We start from the raw sequence: 26,634 nt of genomic DNA on the forward strand, positions 1-26,634 counted from the left end.
GCGGGGAGTTTGACACGCCAGAAAAAAGGTTGCCTCGGGGAGGCCATAGATTGAGGTGTTCAGAGAGATGCACTCCCTATCAAACACACATCTACAGCATTTAACATCCAAAAGCGGAACGCAGAGCGTCAAGCTGGCGGCATTCCCACGCAGAAACGTGGGAACGATCAGACTTCATCTCAAAGCCGCGAACGCACCCACCCCGCCACTTCCGCATGAATTCCTGCCACTTCACTCAACAACCCACCCATGCGCAAAAAGTCATGGGTCATTCCAGGCTGTTCCAGCAACGTCACGTCATTACCGGCGGCACGCAGTCGATCCGCATACGCCAACCCTTCGTCATGCAACGGATCATGCCCGGCCAGGTACACCAGCGCCGGCGCCACGCCCGACAGATCCTCCGCCAGCAACGGCGAGCAGCGCCAATCTGCCAGATCCTCTGGCGTACGCCCGTAATGCGCATAGAACCAATCCAGCGTCGGCGTCTCCAGCAAATACCCCTCGGCAAAATCCCGATGTGACGCGCGCTGGGTCGTCGCATCCGTCACCGGGTACACCAACAATTGCGCCTTGGGTTTCAACGCCAGTTCCTCAGGTTCATGCACCGCCATGATCGACAACACCGTCGCCAGTGTCGCGCCCACGCTGTCACCGGCCACGGCCACCCGCGTTGCGTCCAGGCCATGTGCCGCGCCTTCACGCACCAGCCAGTTCCCCGCGTCGCAGGCATCCTGCACCGGCGTCGGGAACCGCCATTCCGGCGCCAGACGATAATCCACCGTCAACAAGGCAAAACCGCCTTGGGAGGTCAGCCGCCGGCACAGCGCATCATGGGAATCGAGGCTGCCGACCACGTAGCCACCGCCATGGAAATACAGCACCACCGGTTGCAGCCCTTCGACCGATAGTCCGTTGCGATACACCCTGGCCGACAGGCTGTGGCCATCTCGCGCGGCGATGGTGAAGTCCTCGCAGGCAACGCTGTCCAGCGGCACATCGAGAAACCCCGACGACGCTTCGAAATCGATCCGCGCCTGTTGCGGCGACTGTTCATGCATCGCGCGACTTTTGCCGGTCATCCGGCCGAATTCGGCGAGTTCCAGAAATGCTTCAAGTTCTGGCAATACAGCCATGGGAAAATCCTTCAACTGAATTAGGTGTAAATCGGGAAGAAACACCGGACCTGTAGGAGCATGGCTTGCCCGCGATAGCGATCTCAAGGACGCCATCGCGGGCAAGCCTTGCTCCTACAGAAAAGCAGTTACGCGATAGCCGGCCTGCGTTCCAACAGGTCTTCAAGCTCGTCGAGCAACTCTTCACCGCGCAGCAACTCGTAATGCCCGCCCGCCAACAGGCGATCAACGCCGTGGCTACCGACCTGTGCCTCAAACACCCGACGCTCGTCATCGCGTTCGGCCACCCACCAGCGATGCGCCTTAATCTGAATCGCCGGCAGTTGCCGATGCGCCAACGCCAGTTGCTTGAGGCGTGAGCCGGTGGCGAAGATCTGCGTGAGTTCCCCCGCGCCCAACGCAGCTTGTTCATTGGAACCGTGCATCGCCGCCTCGATCACCACCGTGGAACCCTCGCGCTCATTCAAATCAGCGGCTTTCAGCGCAATCAACGCTTGAGCCTCATCGGCCGGCAGACCGAGCACAAACTTCAGGAAGTCGCCCAGGTCCTCGCGCCAATCCCCCGCTTCTGCGGTGCCCGCTACGTAACTGTCGACCAGCCCGGCAAACGCAACCGTTTCACCCTGGGTTTCCAGTTCGTGAGCGACCAGTTGCGTCAACGCGCCACCAAGCGACCAGCCCAGCAAGTAATAAGGTCCCTTGGCCTGTTGACTGCGAATCCGTTGCGCATAGGCTTGCGCCATCGCCAACAGCGACGAGTCCTGCCAGTGCGGATCAAGCAGCATCCGGCATTGCACGCCGTACACCGTGCGCCGGCCTTCCAGTCGACGGGCCAGCGGTTCGTAGTCGAACACCGTGCCGAAACCGGCGTGCAGGCAGAACAGCGCCGGCACGTTGGGGATTCGCGCATTCAGCGCCAGCAACGGGTCCGGTGCAGACGCCGGCTCGGCAGCCTGATAGCCACTGAGTTCGGCGATGCACGGTTTCTGCATCAGGTCGCGCAGTTTCAATTCGAAGCCCAGTTGCGGCTGACTGCGTACCCGCGAAATGACTTTGAGCACCTGCAACGAGTCGCCGCCGAGTTCGAAGAAGTTGTCGTCAATACCTACTTGAGGCACGCCCAGCACCTCTTGCCAGATCTCGGTCAGCACTGTTTCCAGTGCGTTGCGCGGTGCGCGATAACCGCCGAGCGCCCATTCCGGCGTAGGCAGTGCGCGACGGTCGAGCTTGCCGTTGGCCGACAGCGGGAAACGCTCCAGCACCAGGATCCGCGCCGGCACCATGTAATCCGGCAGTTGCGCTTGCAGTTCAGTCTTGAGTCGACGATCCAGCCCGACAGCACCGGCCGCCACCACATAACCGACCAATTGCTTGCCGGTCGGCGTGTCGTGTACCACCACGGCGGCATCCTGCACCCCGGCGCAGTCGCGCAGACGCGCTTCGATTTCGCCCGGTTCGATGCGGAAACCACGGATCTTCACTTGCTGGTCGAGACGCCCCAGGTAGTCGATCAACCCGCATTCACGCTGGCGCACCAGGTCGCCGGTGCGGTACATGCGGCCACCGGCCCCGAACGGATCGGGGATGAAACGCTCGGCGCTCATGCCGGGACGCTGGTGATAACCGCGCGCCAGGCATTCGCCGCCCAGGTACAACTCGCCGCTGACACCGACCGGCAACGGATTGAGGTCGGCATCCAGCACATACAAGCCACGCCCGGCCACACCACGACCAATCGGCGCATACGCCGCGTCGCAGGTTTCGCTGACCTCGGCACGCCACAACAGCGGCGTGACCACGGTTTCGGTCGGGCCGTAACCGTTAACCAGACGCTGCGGACGCAGAGCCCGTTTGACCTGTTCGAAACTGGCCTCCGGCACCGCATCACCGCCAAAGCAATACACCTCGACCGCCGGCGGATTGCCCAAGCGTTCGGCGACTTCGGCCATCTGTTGCAGGTACGCCGGCGGAAAGCAGGCCACGGTGACAGCGTGACGATGCAGCACTTCCAGGGTTTGCTCCGGGGTCCACAAACTGTCATCACGAATCACCAGACTGCCGCCCGCCAACAGCACACTCAGCCAACGCTCCTGAGCACCGTCAAAGGCGAACGACATGAAGTGCAGCTCGCGGCTGCGCGGCGCCAGTTCGTAGAGCTCGATGATGCCGCGGCAATGCCGGGCAATCGGACCACGCGCCACGGCCACGCCTTTCGGTTGGCCAGTGGAACCGGAGGTGTAAATCAGGTACGCGAGGTGCCCCGGCAGTGGATTGGAATCCGGGCACTCGGTGTTGCCAGCAACGGCCAGCTGATCGAGCAACAGCCGTGGCGGGTTATCAGCCAGGGTCAGTCGTTCGCCCAGATCACTGTCGCAGAGCAACAGGCTGGCCGCGGAATCGCTCAACATATAAGCCAGTCGCTCGGCCGGGTACGCCAGGTCCAAGGGCAGATACGCCGCCCCTGCTTTAAGCACCGCAAGGAACGCAACGATGGTGCGTTCGGAACGCGGCAACGCCACCGCCACCAGACTTTCCGGGCCGATGCCGCGACCAATCAGTTGCTGCGCCAGCCCATTGGCCTGCGCCTCAAGCTGTGCATAACTGACTTCCCGATCTTCGCAGATCAAGGCGACTTTCTGCGGTTGCGTGCGTACGTGCTGATTGAACGCGTGCAGCAAATCGGCGTTATCGTCGGACACCTGCGGCAGACTCAAACGCGCTTCAGGCAAACCAATGTTGCCAAGCAGACGCGTGGCATCCTCCGGCAACGCACGCAGCAACCCTTCAAGCTGCGAACGAATCCGTTCTACTTCCACGTCACTGAAGCGATCACGCAGGAACAGATACTCAACCTCCAGGCCTTCTTCGTTGGCGCTGACCATCAAGTCCATCGGGAAGTTGGTCACCCCGCCACTGCCGACTTCGGCGAACCGCAATTCACCTTCCTCGCCCCCCTTCAAGGCACGGTCCACCGGATGGTTTTCGAACACGATGATGCTGTCGAACAAGCCCTGACCGCCCTGCCCGGCCCAGCGCTGAATGTCCGACAACGGCGTGTGCTCGTAGTCGCGCACCATCAGGTTGTAATCCTGCAACTCGCGCAACCACTCACCCAGTGGTTGTTGCGGATCGAGGGTCTGGATCACCGGCAAAGTGTTGATGAACAGACCGAGCATGTCCTGCGCGCCAGCCAGCCCGGTCGGACGCCCCGCCACCGTGGCGCCGAACGCGACGCTGCGTTGGCCACTGTGACGTTGCAGCAACAAGAGCCATGCACCTTGCACCAGCGTGTTCAACGTCACGCGCTGACGCTTGGCGAAGCTGTGCAGTTTGCGCGTCGCCTCGGCGTCGAGGTTGCTGTACATCACGCCGTGGCCGGAACCTGCGGCACCCGAAGCCTTGGCCAGAATGGTCGGTTCCTCGAGCAACGCCAGGCGCTCGCGCCAGAAACCTTCCGCCTGCGCACCGTCCTGGCGTTGCAGCCAGGCGATGTAGTCAGCGTAACGACCGGTCAGGGTCGGCAGGCTGTCGTTGTGGTACAGGCGCAGCATGTCGCCCAGCAGACGCGAAGCACTCCAGCCGTCCAGCAACAGGTGGTGGTAAATCCAGATCATCTGGTAACGGTCATCACCCAGGCGAACCAGGATGAAACGCATCAGCGGCGGGCAGCTCAGGTCGAATCCCTTGGCCTGTTCCGCAGCCGCCAGTTCGCCCAGCGCCTGTTCAGTGTCGGTGCGGTCACGCCAATCGAGTTCTTCGATCGGCAACTCGACGTCAGCGAACACCGCTTGCAGCGGATCGGCCAGACCATCGCGCCAGCGGAACGCCGCGCGCAGCACTTCATGACGTTCCACCAGGGTTTGCCAAGCGGCGCGGAAACGCGGCACCTGCAAGCCGTCGACCGCCACGCTCAACTGGTTGACGTAGGGGTTCAGCTCCGGCGAATCGAGGCAATGGAACAGCATGCCTTGCTGCATCGGCGACAGCGGATACAGGTCTTGCAGACCGACCCGGGCGGCGATGTCGATGTGCGGCACCAACGCAAAAGCAGGGACTTTCGGCGCTTCAACCAACGCCGCTTCACGACTGGTCGCCACCGCAGCGAGTGCCCGAATGGTTTGCTGCTCGAACAGTTGCTTCGGACTGAACACCAGCCCGCGCTGACCGGCACGGCTCACCGCTTGCAGGGAAATGATCGAGTCACCGCCCAGTTCGAAGAAGTTCTCGGTGACGCCCACCGACTCCAGCCCCAGCAGTTCCTGCCAGATCTCCACCAGCAACGTTTCGGCCGGCGACGCAGCGGCGACTTGATCGTGGTTCTGCCGCGACGCTTCCGGCGCTGGCAGGCCTTGGCGATCAAGCTTGCCGTTCGGCGTCAGCGGCAACGCGGCCAGGCACATCAAATGCGCCGGCAGCATGTGCGCCGGCAGACGGCTGCGCAGGTGCAGGGTCAGCGCTTCACGCAAATCATGCTCGTCGGCGAGCGGATCGCGCGGCACCACGTAACCGACCAACTGCCGACTCACCGGGCCATCGCGATCGATCACCAACGCTTCACGCACGCCTTCGTGTTCGAGCAGGCAGGCTTCGATTTCGCCGAGTTCGATACGGAACCCGCGAATCTTCACTTGTTGGTCGATACGACCGAGGTATTCAACGACGCCGTCAGCGCGGAACCGTGCGAGGTCGCCACTGCGATACAAACGCGCGCCCGGCACGAACGGGTCCGGCACGAAACGCTCAGCAGTCAAATCGGGACGTTGATGGTAGCCACGGGCGACGCCCTCGCCGCCCAGGTACAACTCGCCCGCCACGCCAACCGGCAACGGCTGCAAGCCGCCGTCCAGAATATAAGCGCTGCGGTTGCCGACCGGCCGGCCAATCGGCATGAACGCCGAGTCGAATTCGGTATCCGGATACGCCAGCCAGATCAACGGCGTGATCACCGTTTCGGTCGGGCCGTAGCCGTTGATCAGGCGCTTCGGTTGCAGCACTTGCTGGACTTCATCGAACGCATGTTTGGCCATGCCTTCACCACACGGGGTGTAGGAGCGGATCGGCAGCTCACGCCCCGCTTCGCCCATGAATTCGGCGATTTGCCCCAGATAGGTTGGGGTGAAACAGGCGATGGTGATGCCGTGCTTTTCGATCTCGGCGCACGTGCGCTCCACGCTCCACAACTCGTCATCGCGAGGCATCACCGCCGAACCGAACACCAGTGGCGTCAACCAGCGCTCGTGGGCGCCGTCGAAGCTGATCGAAGCAAATTGCAGCTCGCGATCGTCCGGGGTCATGCCGTACAACTCGCCGATCGACAGGCAATGCATGGCCAGCGGACCGTGGGCCACGCTGACGCCTTTCGGCCGGCCGGTGGAGCCCGAGGTGTAGATCAGGTACGCGAGGTTTTCACCGCAGGTCAGGTTGACCGGGTTGGTTTCCGACATCTGCTCCAGCGGCTCGCGGTCGATTTCCAGCACCGACAGGTCTTCCGGCAACGGTAGTTTTTCCCGCAGCCACGATTGGCTGATCAGCAGCGAAATACCGCTGTCGTCCATCAAGTAACGCAGGCGCTCGGCCGGATAGGCCGGGTCCAGCGGCACGTAAGCGCCGCCGGCCTTGAGGATCGCCAGCAGGCCAATGATCATTTCCGGCGAACGCTGCATCGCCAGGCCGACCCGCACTTCCGGGCCGATGCCCAGTGCGCGCAGGCGATGGGCCAATTGGTTGGCGCGGCGGTTGAGTTGGTCGAAGCTCAATTCCAGGTCGTTGAAAATCAGTGCCGTGGCGTCCGGGCGAACAACGGCCTGGGCCTCGATCAACTGATGCACGCAGAGCGGGTTTTCCGACGCAGTGAATGCGGGGTTCCACTCCACTAACTGTTGCGCACGTTCCGGCGCAGTCAGCAGGTCCAGTTCACTCAATGCAGCCTGTGGCGCGGCGACCATCGCTGCCAGCAGCGCGGCCAAATGCTCGCTCATGCGGGCAATCGCCTCGCCGCTGAAGTGGGCGCACTGGTAGCTCCAGTTCAGGCTGAGCTGGCTTTCGGCCGTGGCCGCCAACGTCAGCGGGAAGTTAGTGCGCTCATGGTTCTGCGGGATCGAGAAGCTCAAACCGGCCGGCGCACCCTGTTGCAGCGCTTCGGCCACCGGGAAGTTTTCGAACACCAGCAGGCTGTCGAACAGTGGCTCGCCGGCACGCCCGGCCCAGCGCTGAATGTCGCCGAGGGCGGTGAGTTCATGTTCACGCAACTCCAGGTTCTGCGCCTGCAAACGGGTCAGCCACTGGCCGACGCTTTCAACCGCATCCGGGCTGCTGATCACCGGCAAGGTGTTGATGAACAGGCCGAGCTGACTTTCAGCACCCGGCAAGTCCACCGGACGCCCGGCAACGGTCGCGCCGAACGCGACGCTGCGTTGACCGCTGTAGCGTTGCAGCAACAGTGCCCAGGCACCTTGAACCAAGGTGTTGAGGGTGACCTTTTGCTGACGGGCAAAGTCGCTGAAGCGTTTGCTGGTGGCGACATCGAAGGTCTGGCGGTGATCGGCGAATTCCGCCGTCGACAGGTTTTTACTGTCGCCATGGGCCAGGCTCTGGGCCAGCAGGGTCGGGTTGTCGAGGGTCGCCAATTGCTCGCGCCAGAACAGTTCGTCAGCCTGCGCATCCTGACGTTGCAGCCAGCCAATGTAGTCGGCAAAACGCCCTATCGGCGCCTGCACGTCTTGCCCGGCATAACGCTGCAGGACTTCGCTCAACAGCAGCGAATTACTCCAGCCATCGAGCAACAAGTGATGGTGGGTGTAGATCAGTTGCTGACGCTCATCGTCGAGTCGCACCAGGGTCAAACGCATCAACGGCGCGCGGGTCGAATCGAGCTGCAAGCGTTCGCTGTCGATCAGTTGAACCAACGCTTCGGCCTGATCGCTGCGGTTGCGCCAGTCGAGGCAAGTCAGCGGCAATTGCAGATGACGATGCACCAACTGCATCGGCGCCTCGAAGCCGTCCGGGAAGTGGAAACTGCTGCGCAGGATCGGATGGGTGTCGAGCACCGCCTGCCACGCGCGGCCCAGCCGTTCGGCATCGAGCCCGCGGGCTTCGACGCTGAGCTGGTTTACGTAAGCGCCGGACTCCGACTCGTACAGACTGTGGAACAACAAACCGGCCTGCATCGGCGACAGCGGATACAGGTCTTCGATTTGCGCCGGCGGTACTGGCAGACCATCAAGTTGCGCTTGAGTCAGACGCGCCAACGGGAAATCCGCCGGGATCACGCCGCCCGCGCCGTCGCTCAGGCAATGAGCGATCAGCGCCAGCAACTCACTGCGGAAATCCGCCGCCAGTGCTTCGATCTCGCGCAGGTCGAAGCATTCACGGCTGAAGGTCCAGTCCAGTTTCAGTTCACCGCCATACACCTGACCGTCCACTGACAACCAGTTCGGCAACGGTGCGTCAGCCGATTGCGCGGCCCCGCTGGATTCGCGAGCCGGGGTGAATAGTGCGTCGTCGGAAAAGCTCTGGTCGAACTGGCCGAGGTAGTTGAACGTCACCCGCGCTTGCGGCAACGCGGCCAGCGCCGCTTGGGTCGCGGCATCGCCCATGTAGCGCAACAGGCCATAGCCCATGCCTTTGCCGGGGATTTCGCGCAGTTGCTGCTTGATCGCCTTGATCGAACCCGAAAGGTCGGCGGTCGGCGTCAGACGCACCGGGAACAGGCTGGAAAACCAGCCGACGGTGCGGGTCAGGTCGATGTCATCGAACAGCTCCTCGCGGCCATGGCCTTCGAGCTGAATCAGCGCCGAGGCGTCGCCGGTCCAGCGGCTGAGAGTGCGGGCCAGCGCGGTCAGCAGCAGGTCGTTCACTTGCGTGCGGTAGATCGCTGGCGCCTGTTGCAGCAACTGGCGAGTCTGCTCGCGGTCCAGGCCGATGCTGACGCCCTGACGCAAGTGCCCGGCCTGGCTGGCTTGAGCGTTGGCGGCTGGCAGCGAATCATTGGCGACGCTCAGTTGCGCCTGCCACCAGTTCAGTTCGTTGGCGGCGGTTTCGGAGCGTGCATAGGCATCGAGTTTGTCTGCCCAGGCCTGGAAAGCACTGGTCTTCGGTGGCAGCTCTTGCCCTTGATAAGCAGCCTGCAAATCTTCCAGCAACACCCGCCAGGACACACCGTCCACCGCCAGGTGATGGATCACCAACAGCAACCGCTGCGAGCCATCGGCCTGAGCGATCAACGCTACGCGCAGCAGCGGACCGTCTTGCAGGCTGAGGCTGCGCTGGGCTTCGTCGCACACCGATTCCAGCGACGCATCGCTGGCCACGCGAGCGGTCCAGAGCATGTCGATCACATCGGCGCTGTCGGCCCCGACATACCGCGCCGACCACTCTGTGGGAGCGAGCCTGCTCGCGATAAGGCCAGCACAGGCACCATTGATGTTGTTTGCTCCCGCGTCATCGCGAGCAGGCTCACTCCCACAGGGATCCTGCAGGGATTGCGGTGTCCCAGCGACCTGACTGAAGCGCAAACGCAGCGCGTCGTGTTGCTTGAGCAGGCGTTGCAGCGCGGCTTGCAGGCGCGGCAATTCGAGGGTTTCACGCGGCGTCAGCAACACGGCTTGGTTCCAGTGCGCGCGTTGCGGAATCGGCTCGTCGAAGAACCAACGCTGAATCGGCGTGAGTATTTGCACGCCGTCCACCGGCCCTTGCTGCGCCAACGGTGCCGCCTGCTCTTTGACCACGGCGGCCAGCGCTTGCAACGTCTGCTGCTGGAACAGATCGCGCGGTTGCAGGCTCAAGCCTGCACGACGGGCACGGCTGACCACTTGAATCGAAATGATCGAGTCGCCGCCCAGTTCAAAGAAGTTGTCCTGACGCCCGACCTGCCCCACGCCCAACACGTCCTGCCAGATCTGCGCCAGCACCTGTTCATGTTCGCTGCGTGGCGCTTCGAACGCGCGTTGACTGACCTGTGCGGTCGGCGCGGGCAGGCGTTTACGGTCGAGTTTGCCGTTGGGGCTCAGGGGCATTTGCTCGATCAGCACAGTCTGCGCCGGCACCATGTAATCCGGCAGGCTCGCCAGCAGATGGCTTTTCAGGGTTTCGCGCCACGCGCCTTGCTGCTCGGCATCGGCGCTGACCAAGGCTCGATCTTGCGGCACGATGTACGCAACCAGTTGCTTACCGCTCGGGCCGTCGAGGGCCAGCACCACGGCTTCCTGCACGTCCGCATGTTCTTGCAGACGCGCTTCGATTTCGCCCAGTTCGATGCGCAAACCGCGAATCTTCACTTGATGGTCGATACGCCCGCAGTAGTCGATGGCACCGTCAGCGCGATAACGCGCCAGGTCACCGGTGCGGTACAGGCGCTCGCCGCTGCCGAACGGGTCGACCACAAAACGCTCGGCAGTCAGCGCGCCACGGCGGTGGTAACCACGAGCCAGACCGACACCGCCCAGGTACAACTCGCCCACCGCGCCCAGCGGCAACGGTTGCAGTTCGCTGTCGAGAATGCAGGTGCGCAGGTTGGCGATCGGGCGGCCGATCGGCACGTTGTCGCGCCACTCTTCCACGCAGGTCCAGTGAGTCACGTCGATGGCCGCTTCGGTCGGGCCATACAGGTTGTAGAGATTGGCTTGCGGCAGGCTGCGCAAGGTCTGGCGTTGCAGTTCCATCGGCAGCGCTTCACCGCTGCAAATGATCCGTTGCAACGACGTGCAGGCCAGCGCCTCGTCGGCACTGATGAATGCGGAGAGCATCGACGGCACGAAGTGCAGCGTGGTGATCGCTTGTTCGACGATCAACGCAGCAAGGCGTTGCGGATCGCGGTGCTCGCCGGGGGCGGCGATGACCAGGGTGGCGCCCTTCAACAACGGCCAGAAAAACTCCCACACCGACACGTCGAAACTGAACGGCGTTTTTTGCAGCACGCGGTCGCTCGGCAACAGGTTATAGGCTTGCTGCATCCACTCCAGACGGTTATGCAATGCCACATGGCGGTTGCCCGCGCCCTTGGGTTTACCGGTGGAACCAGAGGTGTAAATCACGTAGGCGAGGTTTTCTGCGATGGCAAGGTTGGGCAGATCGGTGCCTGGCAAGTCGCTCAACCAGTCAGCTTCGGCGTGCAGGCACAAGGTGCGCAGGTTGTCCGGGGTCGGGAGTTGCGCCAACAGATGTTCCTGAGTCAGCAGCAATGAAATGCCGCTGTCTTCGATCATGTAGCTCAGGCGATCAATCGGGTATTCCGGGTCCAGCGGCACATACGCGCCGCCAGCCTTGAGAATCGCCAACAAGCCGACGACCATTTCAAACGAGCGGTCGCAGGCAATCCCCACCAGTACTTCCGGGCCGACACCCTGGGTGCGCAAGTGATGGGCCAGACGGTTGGCACGCAAATTCAGTTCGGCGTAACTCAAGGATTGACCCTGGAACACCAGCGCTGTCGCCTCACCGTTTTCTGCCACGCGCGCTTCAAAATGCCGCTGCACGCAGACTTCGCCCGGATAGGTTTGAGCCGTGTCGTTCAGGTCATCGAGGATCCGCAGACGCTCGTCGGTATCCAGCAACGGCAATTCGGCGAGCGGGCATTGCGGGTTCGCCAGCACACCGGCCAGCAAATTGCGCCAGTGACGCGCTAAATGCTCGATGCGCTCAGCGTCGAACAAATCGGTGGCATACGTCAGGCTGGCGAACAGCTTGTCGCCCTCTTCCTGCGTGTCCAGTTGCAGATCGAACTGCGTGGTGTGCGCCGTGGCGTTCAGTGCTTCGACGCGCAGGCCGGCGAGCAAACCGCTGACCGCCGCCGGTTTGGCTTGCTGATGGTTGAACATCACCTGGAACAGCGGGCTGTGACTGAGGCTGCGTTCACCTTGCAGCGCCTGCACCAGACGCTCGAACGGCAAGTCCTGATAATCCTGGGCATCCAGCGATGCGGCGCGGGTTTGGTCGAGCAATTGGCTGAAGGGCAGACGTCCGTCCAGTTCAGCACGCATCACCTGGGTGTTGACGAAGAAGCCGATCAGGCCACGGGTTTCCGCGCGATTGCGGTTGGCAATCGGCACGCCAATGCGCAGGTCGGACTGGCCGCTGTAGCGATAGAGCAAGGCCTGGAAGCTCGCCAGCAACAGCATGAACGGCGTAACGCCGCGCTGTTTGGCCAAGGTCATCAGGCCGCTGGCCAGGGTCGCGTCGAGGGCGAAATTCAGACGCGCACCGCGCTGGCTCGGTTGTGCCGGGCGTGGGCGATCAGTCGGCAATTCGAGCAGCGGTTGTTCGCTGCCCAGGGTCTCTCGCCACCAGTTAAGTTGACGCTCCAGTTCCCCCGCTTCCATCCAGCGGCGTTGCCACAGGGCGTAATCGGAATATTGAATCGGCAGCGCTTCCAGCGCAGCGTTTTGCCCTTGGCAGTGGGCGGCGTAGAGCCGGGAAAACTCCTCCACCAACACACCCATCGACCAGCCATCGGTGACGATGTGGTGCAAGGTCAGCAACAGCACATGGTCTTCGGCGTCGAGTTGCAACAGGCTGACCCGCAGCAGCGGACCGTGCTGGAGATCGAACGGCCTGGCAATTTCTTCTTCAACGCTTTTCATCGCCAGATCGAGGCGCTGTTCCTGAGGTTCATCGCGCAGGTCGATCTGCTCGATCGGCAGCGAAGTGAACCCCGCCAGCGTCTGCACCACCTGACCGTCGTCCTCGACGAACCGGCTGCGCAGGCTCTGATGCCGCTCCAGCAGCACGTCGAAACTCTGCTGCAACGCCGCGACATTCAGTGGCCCGTGCAAACGCAACGCGGCCGGAATGTTATACGCCGAGCTCTGCGGATCAAGCTGCCAGAGGAACCATTGACGCTGTTGCGCATACGACAGTTCGAACGTCGTTTGCGGCTCGGCAGCGGGCGGAATCGGCAGTTGGCCAAAGCTCACGCCCTGCTCTTGCATGCGTTGCAGAAACTCGCGGCGCTTGTCGGCAGGCAGGCCGGCGAAGCGGCTGGCGATACGCTGGGCAGTGGTGTGTTCCATCAGTTGATCTCCATCTCGTCGAGAAGCGACTCAAGCGCATCAAGACGTGCATCGTTGTCAGCCGGGGCGTGTTGCCCGGCCATGGCGGCATAAGCCTGAAGGTCGGTGGATTCGAACAGCGCACGCAGCGGCAGCTCGATGCCCAGTTCCAGTTCCACAAGGGCACTGGCCTGGGCGGCGAGCAGCGAGTGCCCGCCCAGTTCAAAGAAGTTGTCGCGTCGGCCGAACTGCGCCACGCCCAGCACGCTGGCCCAGATGTCTGCCAGTTGCCGTTCGAGATCGCCTTCGGGGGCTTCGAACGGGCGTTGCCATTCCTGAGCGTCAGGCACCGGCAAGGCCTTGCGGTCGAGCTTGCCGTTGCCGGTCAGCGGCAAGGCATCGAGCAGCAACCAGTGGCTCGGCAGCATGTAATCCGGCAGATCCACTTTGAGCACGGCGCGCAGGTTGTCGCGCCAGGCGATCGGGTCATGCGGAGTGTGCTCGGCCACCACGTAGGCACAGAGCTGCGGGCCGCCGTCGCCGACATGCACGCTCAACACCGCTTGACGAACGCCCGGTTGGGCCAGCAGCGCGGCTTCGATTTCACCCAGTTCGATGCGGAAGCCACGGATCTTCACTTGCTGGTCGATCCGGCCGAGGTAATCGATGCTGCCGTCGGCACGCTGACGCGCCAGGTCGCCGCTGCGATAAAGGCGCTGCGAAGCCTCGAACGGGCTCGGCACGAAGCGCTCAGCCGTCAGGCCGAAACGCCCGTGATAACCGCGCGCCAGACCAGCGCCGGCGATGTACAACTCGCCCGCCACACCCACCGGCACCGGTTGCAACTGGCTGTCGAGCAGGTACCAGCGCAGGTCGCGGATCGGCAGGCCAATCGGGCTTTGGGCCTTGCCGTCGAGGTCGGCCAAACGGATGGCGCGGTAGGTCACGTGCACCGTGGTTTCGGTGATGCCGTACATGTTGACCAGGGTGGGCTGTTGGTCACCGAAACGCTCGAACCATGGACGCAGGCTCGCGACTTCCAGCGCTTCGCCGCCGAAAATTACCTGACGCAACGCCAGGTTTCGCTCGCTGGCGCAGGCAATCGGCAACAACTGGCGGAACGCGGTCGGGGTCTGGTTCAACACCGTCACGCCTTCATCGCAGAGCAAGCGATGGAACTCTTGCGGCTCGCGGCTGATGTAATACGGCACAATCACCAGACGCCCGCCGCTGCACAGCGAACCGAACAGCTCCCACACCGAGAAATCGAACGCGTAGGAGTGGAACAGCGTCCAGACATCGTTCGGGCCGAAGTTGAACTCGGCAGCGGTGGCCGTGAGCAGACGCCCGACGTTGCCATGGCTGAGCAATGCGCCCTTCGGCCGACCGGTGGAACCGGAGGTGTAGATCACGTAAGCGAGGTTGTCCGGGGTCGCCAGCGCTGGCAAGTTATCGGCGCTGAAGGCCTCCAGTTGCAACGACTCCAGCCTCAGCACCTGCACGCCGTCGCGGGCCGGTAAACCGTCGATCAAGTGTTGTTGGGTCAGCAGCAACGTGATGCCGCTGTCTTCGATCATGTAGCTCAGGCGCTCGGCCGGGTATTGCGGATCGAGCGGCACATAGGCGCCGCCGGCCTTGAGAATCGCCAGCAACCCGACCACCAGCGGCATCGCTCGTTCGGTGGCGATGCCGACGCGCACCTCGGGGCCGACGCCCTGTTCACGCAGTTTGTGCGCCAGTCGGTTGGCCTGAGCGTTGAGCGCGGCGTAGGTCAGTTGCTCGCCTTCGTAGACCAGTGCGATTGCGTTCGGTCGCTCGGCAGCCTGGGTTTCGAACAAGTGGTGCAAGGTTGGCGACGGCGGTTGTGCCTGGAACGTCGGGTTCCAGTGCTGGATCAGCGCATCGCGTTGCGGGGTTTGCAGCAACGGCAGTTCGGCGACGCGTTGCTGCGGATCGACGACCACCGCTCGCAGCAGGTTCAGCCACTGCTCGGCGAGGCGGTTCATCGACGCCTCGTCGTACAAATCCGTGGCGTAGGTCAGGCTGGCATCGAGTTCTTCGCCCTGCTCTTGAGTGTCGAGCACCAGATCGAATTGCGTGGTGTGTTGCTGCCAGTGCAGGCGCTCGACCTGCAAGTCGGCGACGCTGCGCTCGACGCTCGCGCCCAACTGCTGCTGATGGTTGTAGAGCACCTGGAACAATGGGCTGTGATTGAGGCTGCGGTCCGGTTGCAAAGCGTCGACCAGTTGCTCGAACGGCAAGTCCTGATTGGCCTGCGCGCCCAATGCCACGCGCTTGACCTGTTGCAACAAGGTGCTGAAAGTCTGCTGCCCATCGATCTCGGCACGCAGCACTTGGGTGTTGATGAAGAAGCCGATCAGGCCTTCGGTTTCCAGGCGCGAACGACCGGCGCTCGGCACGCCGACGCTGATGCTCGACTGCCCGCTCTGGCGATGCAGCAAGGTCTGGAAACTCGCCAGTAACAGCATGAACAACGTCACCTGTTGTTCCTGGGCACGGTGACGCAAACCGGCGAGCAACTCGCGATCAACGTTCAGCGCCAGGCTGGTGCCGCGCTCTGTGCGACGGGCCGGGCGGGTCAGTTCACTCGGCAATTCCAGCGGTTCGTGGCTGCCATCCAGTTGCTCGCGCCACCACGCCAGCTGGCGTGCGCCCTCCCCGGCCTCCAGCCAGTCACGCTGCCAACGGGCGTAGTCGCTGTAGTTCACCGGCAGGCTCGACAGGTTCGCAGCTTTGCCTTCGACGGCCGCCTGATACAGCGCACTGAATTCATCGACCATGACCTGCATCGACCAGCCATCGGCAGCGATGTGGTGCACGGTGAGCACCAGCACGTGTTCGTCGCTGCTCACTTGCAGCAGCAACACGCGCCACAGCGGACCGTTACGCAGATCAAACGGACGGGCGATTTCTTCGGCCACGGCATTGTCGATCGACGACTGATCGAGCGTGCGTTCATCCAGTTGCAGTGCCAGATTGTCGTGCAGTATCGGACGCGCCTGTTGGCCGTCCTGCTCAAAGGTTGTGCGCAGGGTTTGGTGACGTGCCTGCAATTGAGTGAAGGCTTCGCGCAGGGCTTCGTGGTTCAGCGAGCCATTGAGGCGCAGCGCGGCGGGAATGTTGTAGGCCGAACTTTGTGGGTCCAGTTGCCAGAGAATCCATTGACGCTGTTGGGCGTACGACAGAATGTGTGGCTGATCGACCGCTGCACGTTGCAGCAGCGGTTGGCCGCTGACGTTCGCCAGTGCTGCACGTTCGGAAAATTCCGCCAGATTCGTCGCGGAGAACAGGCTGCTCACCGACAGTTCAAGCTGCAACTGCTGACGCACGCGAGAGATCACCTGAAGCACCAGCAACGAGTGTCCGCCCAGCTCGAAGAAGTTGTCGTCACGGCCCACTTGCTCGAGTTGCAACACCTCTTGCCAGATCAGCGCGAGCTGCGTTTCCAGCCCTTCGGCCGGGGCCACGAAGTCACGTTGGGCATCGGTGGCTTCCGCACGCGGCAAGGCTTTGCGGTCGAGCTTGCCGTTGTTGTTGAGCGGCAGTTTGGCCAGCAGAATCAGGTGGCTTGGCACCATGTATTCCGGCAGCGACTGACGCAAGACGGCTTTGAGGCCTTCCAGATATTCCGTCTCTGAAACCACCGCGCCGTTGGCCACGACATACGCCACCAGTTGCGTACCGTCCTGAGCGATAACCGCCGCTTCGCGCACCTTTCCCCGAGCTTGCAGACAGGCTTCGATCTCGCCCATTTCGATGCGGAAACCGCGAATCTTCACTTGATGGTCGATGCGGCCGACGTATTCCAGATTCCCCTCAGCGTTGTAGCGCGCCAGGTCGCCGCTGCGGTACAGCCGCGCGCCCGGTTCGCGGGCGAATGGATCTGGCAGGAAGCGTTCGGCGGCCAGCGCCGGGCGGTCGAAGTAGCTTTGCGCCAGGCTGGCTGGGGCACCGATGCACAATTCGCCGACGCCACCGTTGGGCAGCAGTTGACCGGCAGCGTCCAGCACGTACAGCGCCCGCCCCGCGATGGCTCGACCGATCGGGATGCCGAACGCGTCGCTGGCATCTTCGAGATGGCATTCATGAACGCTGGAAACCACCGTCGCCTCAGTCGGGCCGTAGGTGTTGAGCAATCGCACATGGCTCAAACCGGCCTGATGCCACAAGCGCAGACCTTCAACCGACATCGCTTCGCCGCCGACGTGAACCTGACGCAAATCACCGAGATTGCGCACCACACCGCTCGCGCATTCGCGGGCCAGCAAGTACCAGTAAGCCGCCGGCAAATCCGCCACGGTCACGCCTTGCTGGACGATTTCGGCGGCGAGGCGGCCGGCATCCCACACATCATCGCCGCGCATGATCAACGCCGCGCCGACGCACAACGCCGGGAAACACTGCTCGACGAAGCCGTCGAAACTGAAAGTCGCGAACTGCAACACACGGTCGGACGCCGACAGCGCCGAATAGTCAGCGGCGGTCTGGCAGAACTCGCGCAGCGCGGCATGGGCAATGGCCACGCCTTTGGGTTGGCCGGTGGAGCCGGAGGTGTAGATGATGTAGGCAAGGTCGTCGGCGAGCGCGTGGTTTTGCGGATCGAGGTCGGAGTAGTCGGCGTTGTCTTCGAGGCTCAGACGTCGCACGCCTGGCACGTCCTCCAATAGGCCGGCCTCGCACAGCAGCACGTCGAGGCGGCTGTCGTCGATCATGTACGCCAGACGTTCGGCCGGGTATTTCGGGTCCAGCGGCACATAGGCAGCGCCGGTTTTGAGCACGGCCAGCAGGCTGACGATCAGTTGCGGGCCACGGTTCAGCGCCAGGCCGACGCGCTTGCCGGGGCCGGCACCGTTTTCGATCAAGCGATGGGCCAGTCGGTTGGCCTGCGTGTTCAACTGGCCGTAGCTCAGGGATTGACCGTCGATCTGCAACGCCAGTGCGTCCGGGGTGGCGGCGGCCTGAGCGGCGATTTGTTCGTGGACCAAAAGCGTTGTGGATAACTCAACCATCACCCGCTGACTGATCGCTAGCACCGCATTTTTGTCATCGACATCGAGCAGTTCCAGCGCGCCCAATGCCGCGTCCGGCAGCGCCACCAATTGCACCAGCAGATGCTGCAGATTGGCCGACAACTCAGCGACCTGCGCCGCGCTGAATCGCGCAGCGTCGTAGCTGAAGTCCAGGCTCAGGCCTTCGCCCAGCTCGATGCCCAGGGTCAGCGGATAGTGCGTGCGCTCGTGGTTGTGCAGGTTGCCGAACGACAGCCCGGCCGGTGCGCCCTGTTTCAGCGCTTCGGCCACCGGGAAGTTTTCGAACACCAGCAGGCTGTCGAACAGCGCCGAACCCTGCTGCCCCGCCCAACCCTGAATGTCGTAAAGCGGCACATGCTCGAATTCGCGCAGGGCCAGGTTCAGCCCTTGCAACTCGCCCAGCCATTGGCTGACGGTTTGATCCGGCTTCATCGCGCACACCAGCGGCAGCGTGTTGATGAACAAGCCGAGCTGCTCTTCGATGCCCGGCAGCGGCGCCGAACGCCCGGCCACGGTGGCGCCGAACACCACGCAATCCTGACCGGTGTAGCGCTGTAGCAAAAGACTCCAGGCCGCTTGCAGCACGGTGTTGAGGGTGACTTTCTGCTGACGGGCGAACTCGGCCAGACGCTGGGTCGCACGGCTGTCGAGGGCGACGCGATATTCCTCACTACCTTCGGCACCCACCGGCGGCCGCAAGGCTTCGGCCAGCAACGTCGGCGCTTCCAGCGGTGCCAATGCCGCTTTCCAGAACTGCTCGCCAGCGACGGTCGATTGCTGCTGCAACCAGCCCAGATAATCGCGGTATTGCCCGGTCGGTGCCGGCAGCGATTGCCCGGCGACGTAGTGCTGGATCACTTCGGCCAGCAACTGTGCGTTGCTCCAGCCGTCCATCAAAATGTGGTGGCTGGTGTAGATCAGGTGCCAGTCATTGGCGCCCGTACGGACCAGCTTCAAGCGGAACAGCGGTGCACTGCCCAGTTCGAAACCCTGGGCGCGTTCGGCGTCGGCCAGCGCATCGGTGTCGGTCGTTTCAAGCACTTCAAGCGGCAGCGCCACTTGGCGGACAATTGCCTGGTGCGCAGTGTCGAGGCCTTGCCAGTGGAAGCTGCTGCGCAGGATGTCGTGACGCTCCAGCGCGGTTTGCCAGGCCTGAGCGAATCGCTGCGGATCGAGGCCCTGAATGTCCAGGCGCAACTGACTGATGTAGGCGCCGACTTCGGGTTCGTACAGGGTGTGAAACAGCATGCCCTGCTGCATCGGCGACAGTGGATACAGGTCTTCAATCGCCGAGGCAGCGAGAGGCAATGCGTCGAGCTGCGCTTGAGTGATATTCGCCAAAGGGAAATCCGACGGCGTGGCCTGGGTTGACTCAAGCGCACAGCAGTGATCGATCAGCGCGCTCAGTTCCAGCGCGTAATCGTCCGCCAGACGCTGGATGGTCGCGGGGTCGAACATCTCGCGACTGAAACCCCAGCTCAGCGACAACTCACCGCCGTAGACCTGACCTTCGACTGTCAGCCAGTTGCCCAGCGGTGCCGATGGATCTTGCGCGATACCGTTGCCTTCGGTGGACGGCACAAACATCGCCGCATCGTCGAACTGACGGTCGAACTGCCCCAGATAGTTGAAGGTGATGCGCGGTTGCGGCAACGCCGCCAATTCGGCGCGAATCGCCGGTGTGCCGAGGTAGCGCAGCGCGCCATAGCCCAGGCCTTTGTCCGGCACGGCACGCAGTTGTTCTTTGATGGATTTGATCGACGCGCCGAGATCGCTGGACGGCATCAGATTGACCGGGAACAGGCTGGTAAACCAGCCGACGGTGCGGGTCAGGTCGATGTCATCGAACAGGTCTTCGCGGCCATGGCCTTCAAGCTGGATCAGCGTGCTGCCCTGCCCGCTCCAGCGGCAAACCGCCCGCGCCAGCGCGGTCAGCAGCAGGTCATTGACCTGGGTGCGATAGGCCGCCGGGGCCTGTTGCAGCAGTTTGCGGGTTTGCTCGGCGTCGAGTTTGAGTTCGAGTTTTTGTTCGAAGCGGTTTTCCAGCGCGCCGGTTGGGCGGTCGCACGGCAGATCGCTCGGCGTGTTTTTCAGTTGGATCTGCCAGTGTCCGAGACTGTTTTCAAAGGCTGGAAGATGAGCTTGCAGACGGGCGACCCAGCGTTGATAGCTGCTGGTTTTCGCCAGCGACACATTACCGCCGCTATAGAACTGCTGAAGGTCTTCGAGCAGCACGCGCCAGGAAACACCGTCCACCGCCAAGTGATGAATGACCAGCAGCAAACGCTCGGTACCGTCGGCCATCGCAACCAGCAGCGCGCGCATCAGCGGGCCATTTTGCAAATCGAGACTGCGATGGGCTTCGTCGCACAAGGCGTTGAGTTCCGCGACCGATTGCGCCTGACGCTGCCACAACACCGACTCCGTAGTCGGCGCGGCGTAGGTTTGTTGCCAACCTTCGGCGGTCTGTTGGTAGCGCAGGCGCAAGCTGTCGTGATGGGTCAGCAATTGCTCAAACGCGCGATCCAACGCCTCGACGTTCAACGCTTCACGCGGCACCAGCAGCAGCGACTGGTTCCAGTGCTGACGCTCGGGGATGGGTTGCTCGAAGAACCACTGTTGCACCGGCGCCAACGCCACCGCGCCCACCGCTGGACCTTGGTCAATCAATGGCTGCTCACCGCTGCGAGCGGCCTGGGCCAGGCTGCGGACGGTCTGGTGCTGGAACAGGTCTTTGGGGCTCAACACGATCCCGGCCTGACGCGCACGGCTGACCACTTGCATGGAAACGATGGAGTCGCCGCCCAGTTCGAAGAAGTTGTCTTCAAGACCCACATTTTCGATGGCCAACACGCCCTGCCAAATCATCGCGATGGCTTTTTCCATCGCCGTACGCGGCGCGACGTGTTCGCGTTGTTGCTGCGAGCCGTCAATCGCCGGCAAGGCCTTGCGGTCGAGTTTGCCGTTGGGAGTCAGTGGCAGCTGTTCGAGGAACAGTAGAAACGCCGGGACCATGAAGTCCGGCAGGTGTTGGCGCAGCGCGGCTTTCAAGGTTTCACGCTGGATCGCTTGAGCGTCGATGTCGTCCAGTAGCGCTGGATCGGCCGGCACGATATAGGCGACCAGTTGTTGGCCGTTGATGCCGTCCTGCGCCAACACCGCCAGTTCGCGCACGGCGTCCTGCTGCAACAGCCGCGCTTCGATTTCACCGAGTTCGATGCGGAAGCCACGGACCTTGACCTGATGGTCGATACGACCGACGTATTGCAACGTGCCGTCGGCCTGATAACGGGTCAGATCGCCAGTGCGGTACAGGCGTTCGCCGGTGCTGGAGAACGGGTTCGGCACGTATTTTTCGGCGGTCATGCCCGGTCGAGCCAGGTAACCACGGGTAATGCCGGCGCCAGCCAGGTACAGCTCGGCGGACACGCCTTGCGGCACCGGTTGCAGGTCAGCATCGAGCAAATAGCTGGCGGTGTGCTTGAGCGGCCGGCCGATGTTTGCGCGGCCAGCGGCCTCGCGGCGGGTCCAGGTCGAATAGGTGGTGTCCTCGGACGGACCGTACAAATCGTAGACATGCTCGACCGTGGACTGCTGATACAACGCGTCCACCAGGCTCTGCTTCAACGGCTCGCCGGCGAGGTTGATGATGCGCACGCCCGGCGGGATCTGCCCGTCGCGCTGCAACGCATTGATCGCCGACGGCACGGTATTGATCAGGCGCACCTGATCCCGGGCCGGCAGCTGCGGCAATTCCAGGGCATTGCGGGCGATGATCACCGAGCCGCCGTTGGCCAGGGTGACAAACAGCTCCCACACCGACAGGTCGAAGCACACGGACGTCGAGGCCAAAACTCCTTGAATGTCTTCGCGGCGGTAGACCGATTTCGACCAGTCGATCAGCGCCAGCACATTGCGATGGGCGATGGCCACGCCTTTGGGTTTGCCGGTGGAGCCGGAGGTGTAGATCACGTAGGCGATGTTGTCCGGCGTGACGCGGGTGACCGGCGCGCTACTTGGGTAAGCGGCCCACTCCGTGTCGTCCATCAGCAACACTTGGGTGTCGTCGGTGACGGTCAATGTTGCGGCGACAGATTGTTCTGTCAGCAGCACCAGAGCGCGGCTGTCTTCAAGCATGTAGGCAACCCGTTCGGCCGGGTAATCCGGGTCCAGCGGCACATAAGCGCCGCCCGACTTGAGTACCGCCAGCAGCGCTATCAGCAAGTTTTCGGAACGTTGCATCGCCACGCCAACGCGGATTTCCGGACCAACGCCCAGCTCGATCAACCGATGTGCCAGACGATTGGCCTGATTATCGAGCTCGGCGTAAGTCAGCTGCTTCGTGGCAAAGGTCACCGCCAATGCAGTCGGGTTCGCTGCGACTTGCTGGCTGATCAGTTCATGAATGCACAAGTCCTGCGGGAAGCTTTCGTCTGCGCGATTCCAGTCATGCACGATGCGTTGATATTCGGCGTTCTCAAGCAGCGGCAAATCACTGATGCGCTGCTGCGAATCACTCACCATGCCCTGCAACAAATTCGTCCAGTGCTGCGCCATGCGCGCGATGGTCGCCGCGTCGAACAGGTCGTTGGCGTAGGTCAGCGCGGCATGCAGCTTGCCGCCCTTTTCATAGGTATCCAGGGTCAGATCGAACTGGGTGGTGCGCCCTTCCCACTCGATCACGCCCAGCGCCAGACCCGACACGGTGTTGACCGTAGAAATGTCCGCGACCTGCGGTTGGTGGTTGTACATCACCTGGAACAGCGGCGTGTGGCTGAGGCTGCGCTCCAGTTTCAGCGCCTCGACCAGGCGCTCGAACGGCAAGTCCTGATGGGCCTGGGCACCGAGGGCGGTTTCCTTGATGGCACGCAGCAAGTCGTCGACGCGGGTCTGGCCGTCGAGCTGGGTGCGCAGCACCTGGGTGTTGACGAAGAAGCCGATCAGTCCTTCGATTTCGGCGCGGTTGCGGTTGGCGATTGGCACGCCGACGCGGATGTCGGTCTGCCCGGTGTAGCGGTGCAGCAGCGCATTGAAGGCACCGAGCAACAGCATGAACAGGGTGATGTTGTGCTTCTGCGCCGTGGGCCGCAGTTGCTCAGCCAACTGACCGTCGACGGCGAACTCGTAACGGGTGCCGCGATAGCTCGGCATCGCCGGGCGCGGGTGATCGGTGGGCAGTTCCAGCACCGGGTGTTCGTCGCCCAGTTGCGCCTGCCAGTAGTCGAGTTGACGCGCCTGTTCGCCCGCCTCCAGCCAGCGGCGTTGCCACAACGCGTAGTCGCTGTACTGGATCGGCAATGGCGTGAGTTGCGGTTGTGCGCCCGCGTTGAAGGCGTCGTAGCAGCGGATGAATTCGTCGATCAGCACGTTCATCGACCAGCCATCGGAAACGATGTGGTGCAGGGTCAGCAGCAGGACGTGTTCCTGATCGGCGAGTTTGAGCAAGGTGACGCGCAACAGCGGGCCGACTGATAGATCGAAGGGCAGCACGGATTGCTGCTCGGCCGCGCGGACGATGGCCCTTTCGCGCTCCGTGGCCGGTAATGCGCTGAAATCCACCTGATCGATGACCAGCGGCGCGCTGGCCGGCACTTGCAGCAAAGTGTCATCGGCCTGGCGCGGGAACACCGTACGCAGGGTTTCGTGACGTTCAACGAGGCTGGCGAAGGCTTGCTCCAGCGCCGGCAGGTTCAACTGCCCGGTCAGACGCACCGCGCCCGGCAGGTTGTACGCGCCGCTTTGCGGGTCCAGTTGCCAGAGAAACCACATGCGCTGCTGGGCGTACGACAAGGCCTGGCGATCTTCTGCTTCGACGCCGGCAGGAATGGGGAAACGGGAGAAATCAACGCCTTCCTTTTGCAAGGCCGCAAGGAACATCTGGCGCTTTTCCAGGGGCAACCCGATAAACCGGCGAGCAAGTTTCAAGGAGTCTTCAGCATTCATTTCTTAGCATCCGGATCAGTGGCGGGAAGCACAAAGGCACGTCGTCCCTATAAAACGAATGCAGACCGGAAAAATTAGCGAATGAGAACAAGTATCAGGAAGGAGGTGAAGCCAGGGTTGATGCGGGATGTGAAGTGAACCCTGTAGGAGCCGAGCTTGCTCGCGATGACGGTGTATCTGTCGACATCGATGTTGAATGTCAGTCCGTCATCGCGAGCAAGCTCGGCTCCTACAGGTATTGCGTCAGGCGCTGACGGCCATGGCGTGCCGTCGATGGTGAACGTCCAGCTGATCCTTGATCACCCGCAACACCTTGGCCTCGTGCTCGTGGATAAAGAAGTGTCCGCCAGCAAGCATGTCCACCGAGAAACTGCCGTGGGTTTCCTTGCTCCAGCCGATCAACTGCTCGGTGGTAGCGCGATCAGCCTTGCCGCCGAGCACGTGAACCGGGCATTTGAGCAACGCACGCTGTTGCGGTTCGAAACGTCCGCACAATAGGAAGTCCGCACGCAACACTGGCAGCGTCAGACTCATCAGTTCTTCGTTGGCCAGCACCTCTTCACGGGTGCCGTTGAGGGTGCGCAGTTGTTCGATCAATTCGGCATCGGTTTTGGGCTCGGCGAAACCCCGGTCGTAGTCGGCCCGCATCGTCGGTGCAGCCGTCCCCGAAGCGAACAGCGCCACCGGTTCCGGGCAGCCCAGCGAGCGAAACGCATGAGCCATCTCACAGGCCAGCAACGCACCAAGGCTGTGACCGAACAGCGCGTACGGCGCCTTGAGCGTGGCTTTTTGTTCCTGCGCGAGTTGCAGCGCCAAGCGGCGCATGTCGGTGTGCAAGGGTTCGCCAAACCGGGCGCCACGCCCCGGAAGTTCCACGGGTTGCAGCTTGAGCCACTCCGGCAATTTGCGCCGCCAGCGGCTGTAGACCATGGCACTCGCACCCGAATAGGGCAGGCAGAGCAATGTCAGCTGGGTCACCGGGTTTACCTCGAAAAGTTGTCTGTATAGAAGAACGGATGAGCGCTGGGGAGAATTAGTCGTACACATCCCCCTTGTAGGAGTGAGCCTGTGGCGAGGGGATTTATCCCCGTTGGGCTGCGGAGCGGCCCCGGCATTTCAAAGTTAAACCGCGTTTACGACTGCTTCGCAGCCGAACGGGGATAAATCCCCTCGCCACAGGGTTCGCTCCCACAGGTAAATCATCATTTCAAATGGCGGAAGCTTTGCACGGCGGAACCGAGGACCACGGCGCCAGCGGCGACGGCGACCCAGAACCCGCTCCGGGCTCCAAATGCATCGATCAGCCAACCCGAACTGGCCGCACCGATCGCCACGCCGATACTCAATCCGGTCACCAACCAGGTCAGGCCTTCAGTGAGTTTGGCCGGCGGCACGATGCGCTCCACCAACGCCATCGCCACAATCAGGGTCGGCGCAAAAAACAGCCCGGCGACGAACACCGCCAGCGACAGCCCGAGAATGTTCGTCGCCAGCAGCAACGGCAACGTGGTCACCGCCGTCGCCACCCCGCCGTACAGGAACAGTTGCGGCAACGGCAGTTTCGAGCGCAATGCCCCGAACGCCAGCCCGGCCAGGCACGAGCCGATGGCATACACCGACAACACAATGCTCGCCGCCGCCGGCTGGCCCTGCTGCTGGGCGAACGCCACGCTGACCACATCCACCACGCCGACGATGGTGCCCATGGCGACCATCAACAGCATCAGCAACTGAATCTCGCCGGAGCGAATGATCGAACCTTGGTGATGTTCTTCATGAGGATGAATCGCCGGCTCGGTGTCACGTTGCAGCACAAACGCCGTCACCCCGATCGCCAGCATCAGCAACGCCGCCAACGGCCCCGCTTCGGGAAACGCCACCACGCACAACCCCACCGACAGTGGCGGCCCGACAATAAAACAGACCTCGTCCAGCACCGACTCCAGCGCATAGGCGGTTTGCAGTTCAGGCTGGCCGCGATACACCTCGGTCCAGCGCGCCCGCACCATCGCCGACATACTCGGCATGCAACCGGCCAGCGCGGCGAACACAAACAACGTCCAGTTCGGCGCCTGCAAGCGCGTGCAAAGCAACACCAGCAACAACGCCCCGCCCCCGATCAGTGCCGAGACTGGCAAGATCCGACGCTGGCCGAAACGGTCCACCAGCCGCGAGACCTGTGGCGCACAAAACGCCGTGGCCAGGGCAAACGTTGCCGCCACCAGACCGGCCAATCCGTAGCCGCCCTGCAATTGCGAGAGCATGGTGATCAGGCCGATGCCGGTCATGGAAATCGGCATGCGCGCGATCATCCCGGCCAGCACAAAAGCTCGAGCACCTGGGGCGTTGAATAGTTCGCGATAGGGGTTTGCCATGGGATCCTCTCATCCTTTGCGGATGCACGGTGCCACAAACCCGACTGGCAGTAAAAAGTACCTGGTGTAAAAGTCTGCAACGCCTTGCGGCGCTATTGGAACTGAACTAGATTTTCTATTCCCGAAAACTAGTCTGAAGTTCACT

General features: G+C 62.5%; 5 protein-coding genes. All 5 read right to left on the reverse strand.

Annotated features, from left to right (window positions below):
- Positions 1–179 precede the first annotated feature (179 nt).
- The 5 genes from ACYZUA_RS22845 to ACYZUA_RS22865 all read right to left on the reverse strand — a co-directional run bounded on the left by ACYZUA_RS22845 (position 180) and on the right by ACYZUA_RS22865 (position 26,489).
- Positions 180–1,136: an alpha/beta hydrolase gene (locus ACYZUA_RS22845; protein WP_461960718.1), complete on the reverse strand. Its 957-nt coding sequence runs from the start codon at positions 1,134–1,136 to the stop codon at positions 180–182.
- Positions 1,137–1,264: 128 nt separating this feature from the next.
- On the reverse strand, positions 1,265–13,141 hold the full coding sequence (locus ACYZUA_RS22850; protein WP_461960719.1) for a non-ribosomal peptide synthase/polyketide synthase: 11,877 nt from the start codon (positions 13,139–13,141) through the stop codon (positions 1,265–1,267).
- Entirely contained in the window at positions 13,141–24,114 is a 10,974-nt protein-coding gene (locus ACYZUA_RS22855) for an amino acid adenylation domain-containing protein (RefSeq protein WP_461960720.1), read from the reverse strand. Before ACYZUA_RS22855 ends, ACYZUA_RS22850 begins: the two co-directional genes overlap by 1 nt.
- Before the next feature lie 243 nt (positions 24,115–24,357).
- A complete protein-coding gene (locus ACYZUA_RS22860; protein ID WP_461960721.1) occupies positions 24,358–25,092 on the reverse strand; it encodes a thioesterase II family protein in 735 nt (244 codons plus the stop codon).
- Positions 25,093–25,316: 224 nt separating this feature from the next.
- A complete protein-coding gene (locus tag ACYZUA_RS22865) occupies positions 25,317–26,489 on the reverse strand; it encodes an MFS transporter (protein ID WP_461960722.1) in 1,173 nt (390 codons plus the stop codon).
- Between the last annotated feature and the right edge of the window lie 145 nt (positions 26,490–26,634).

The organism is Pseudomonas sp. LS2P72, assembly GCF_054897865.1.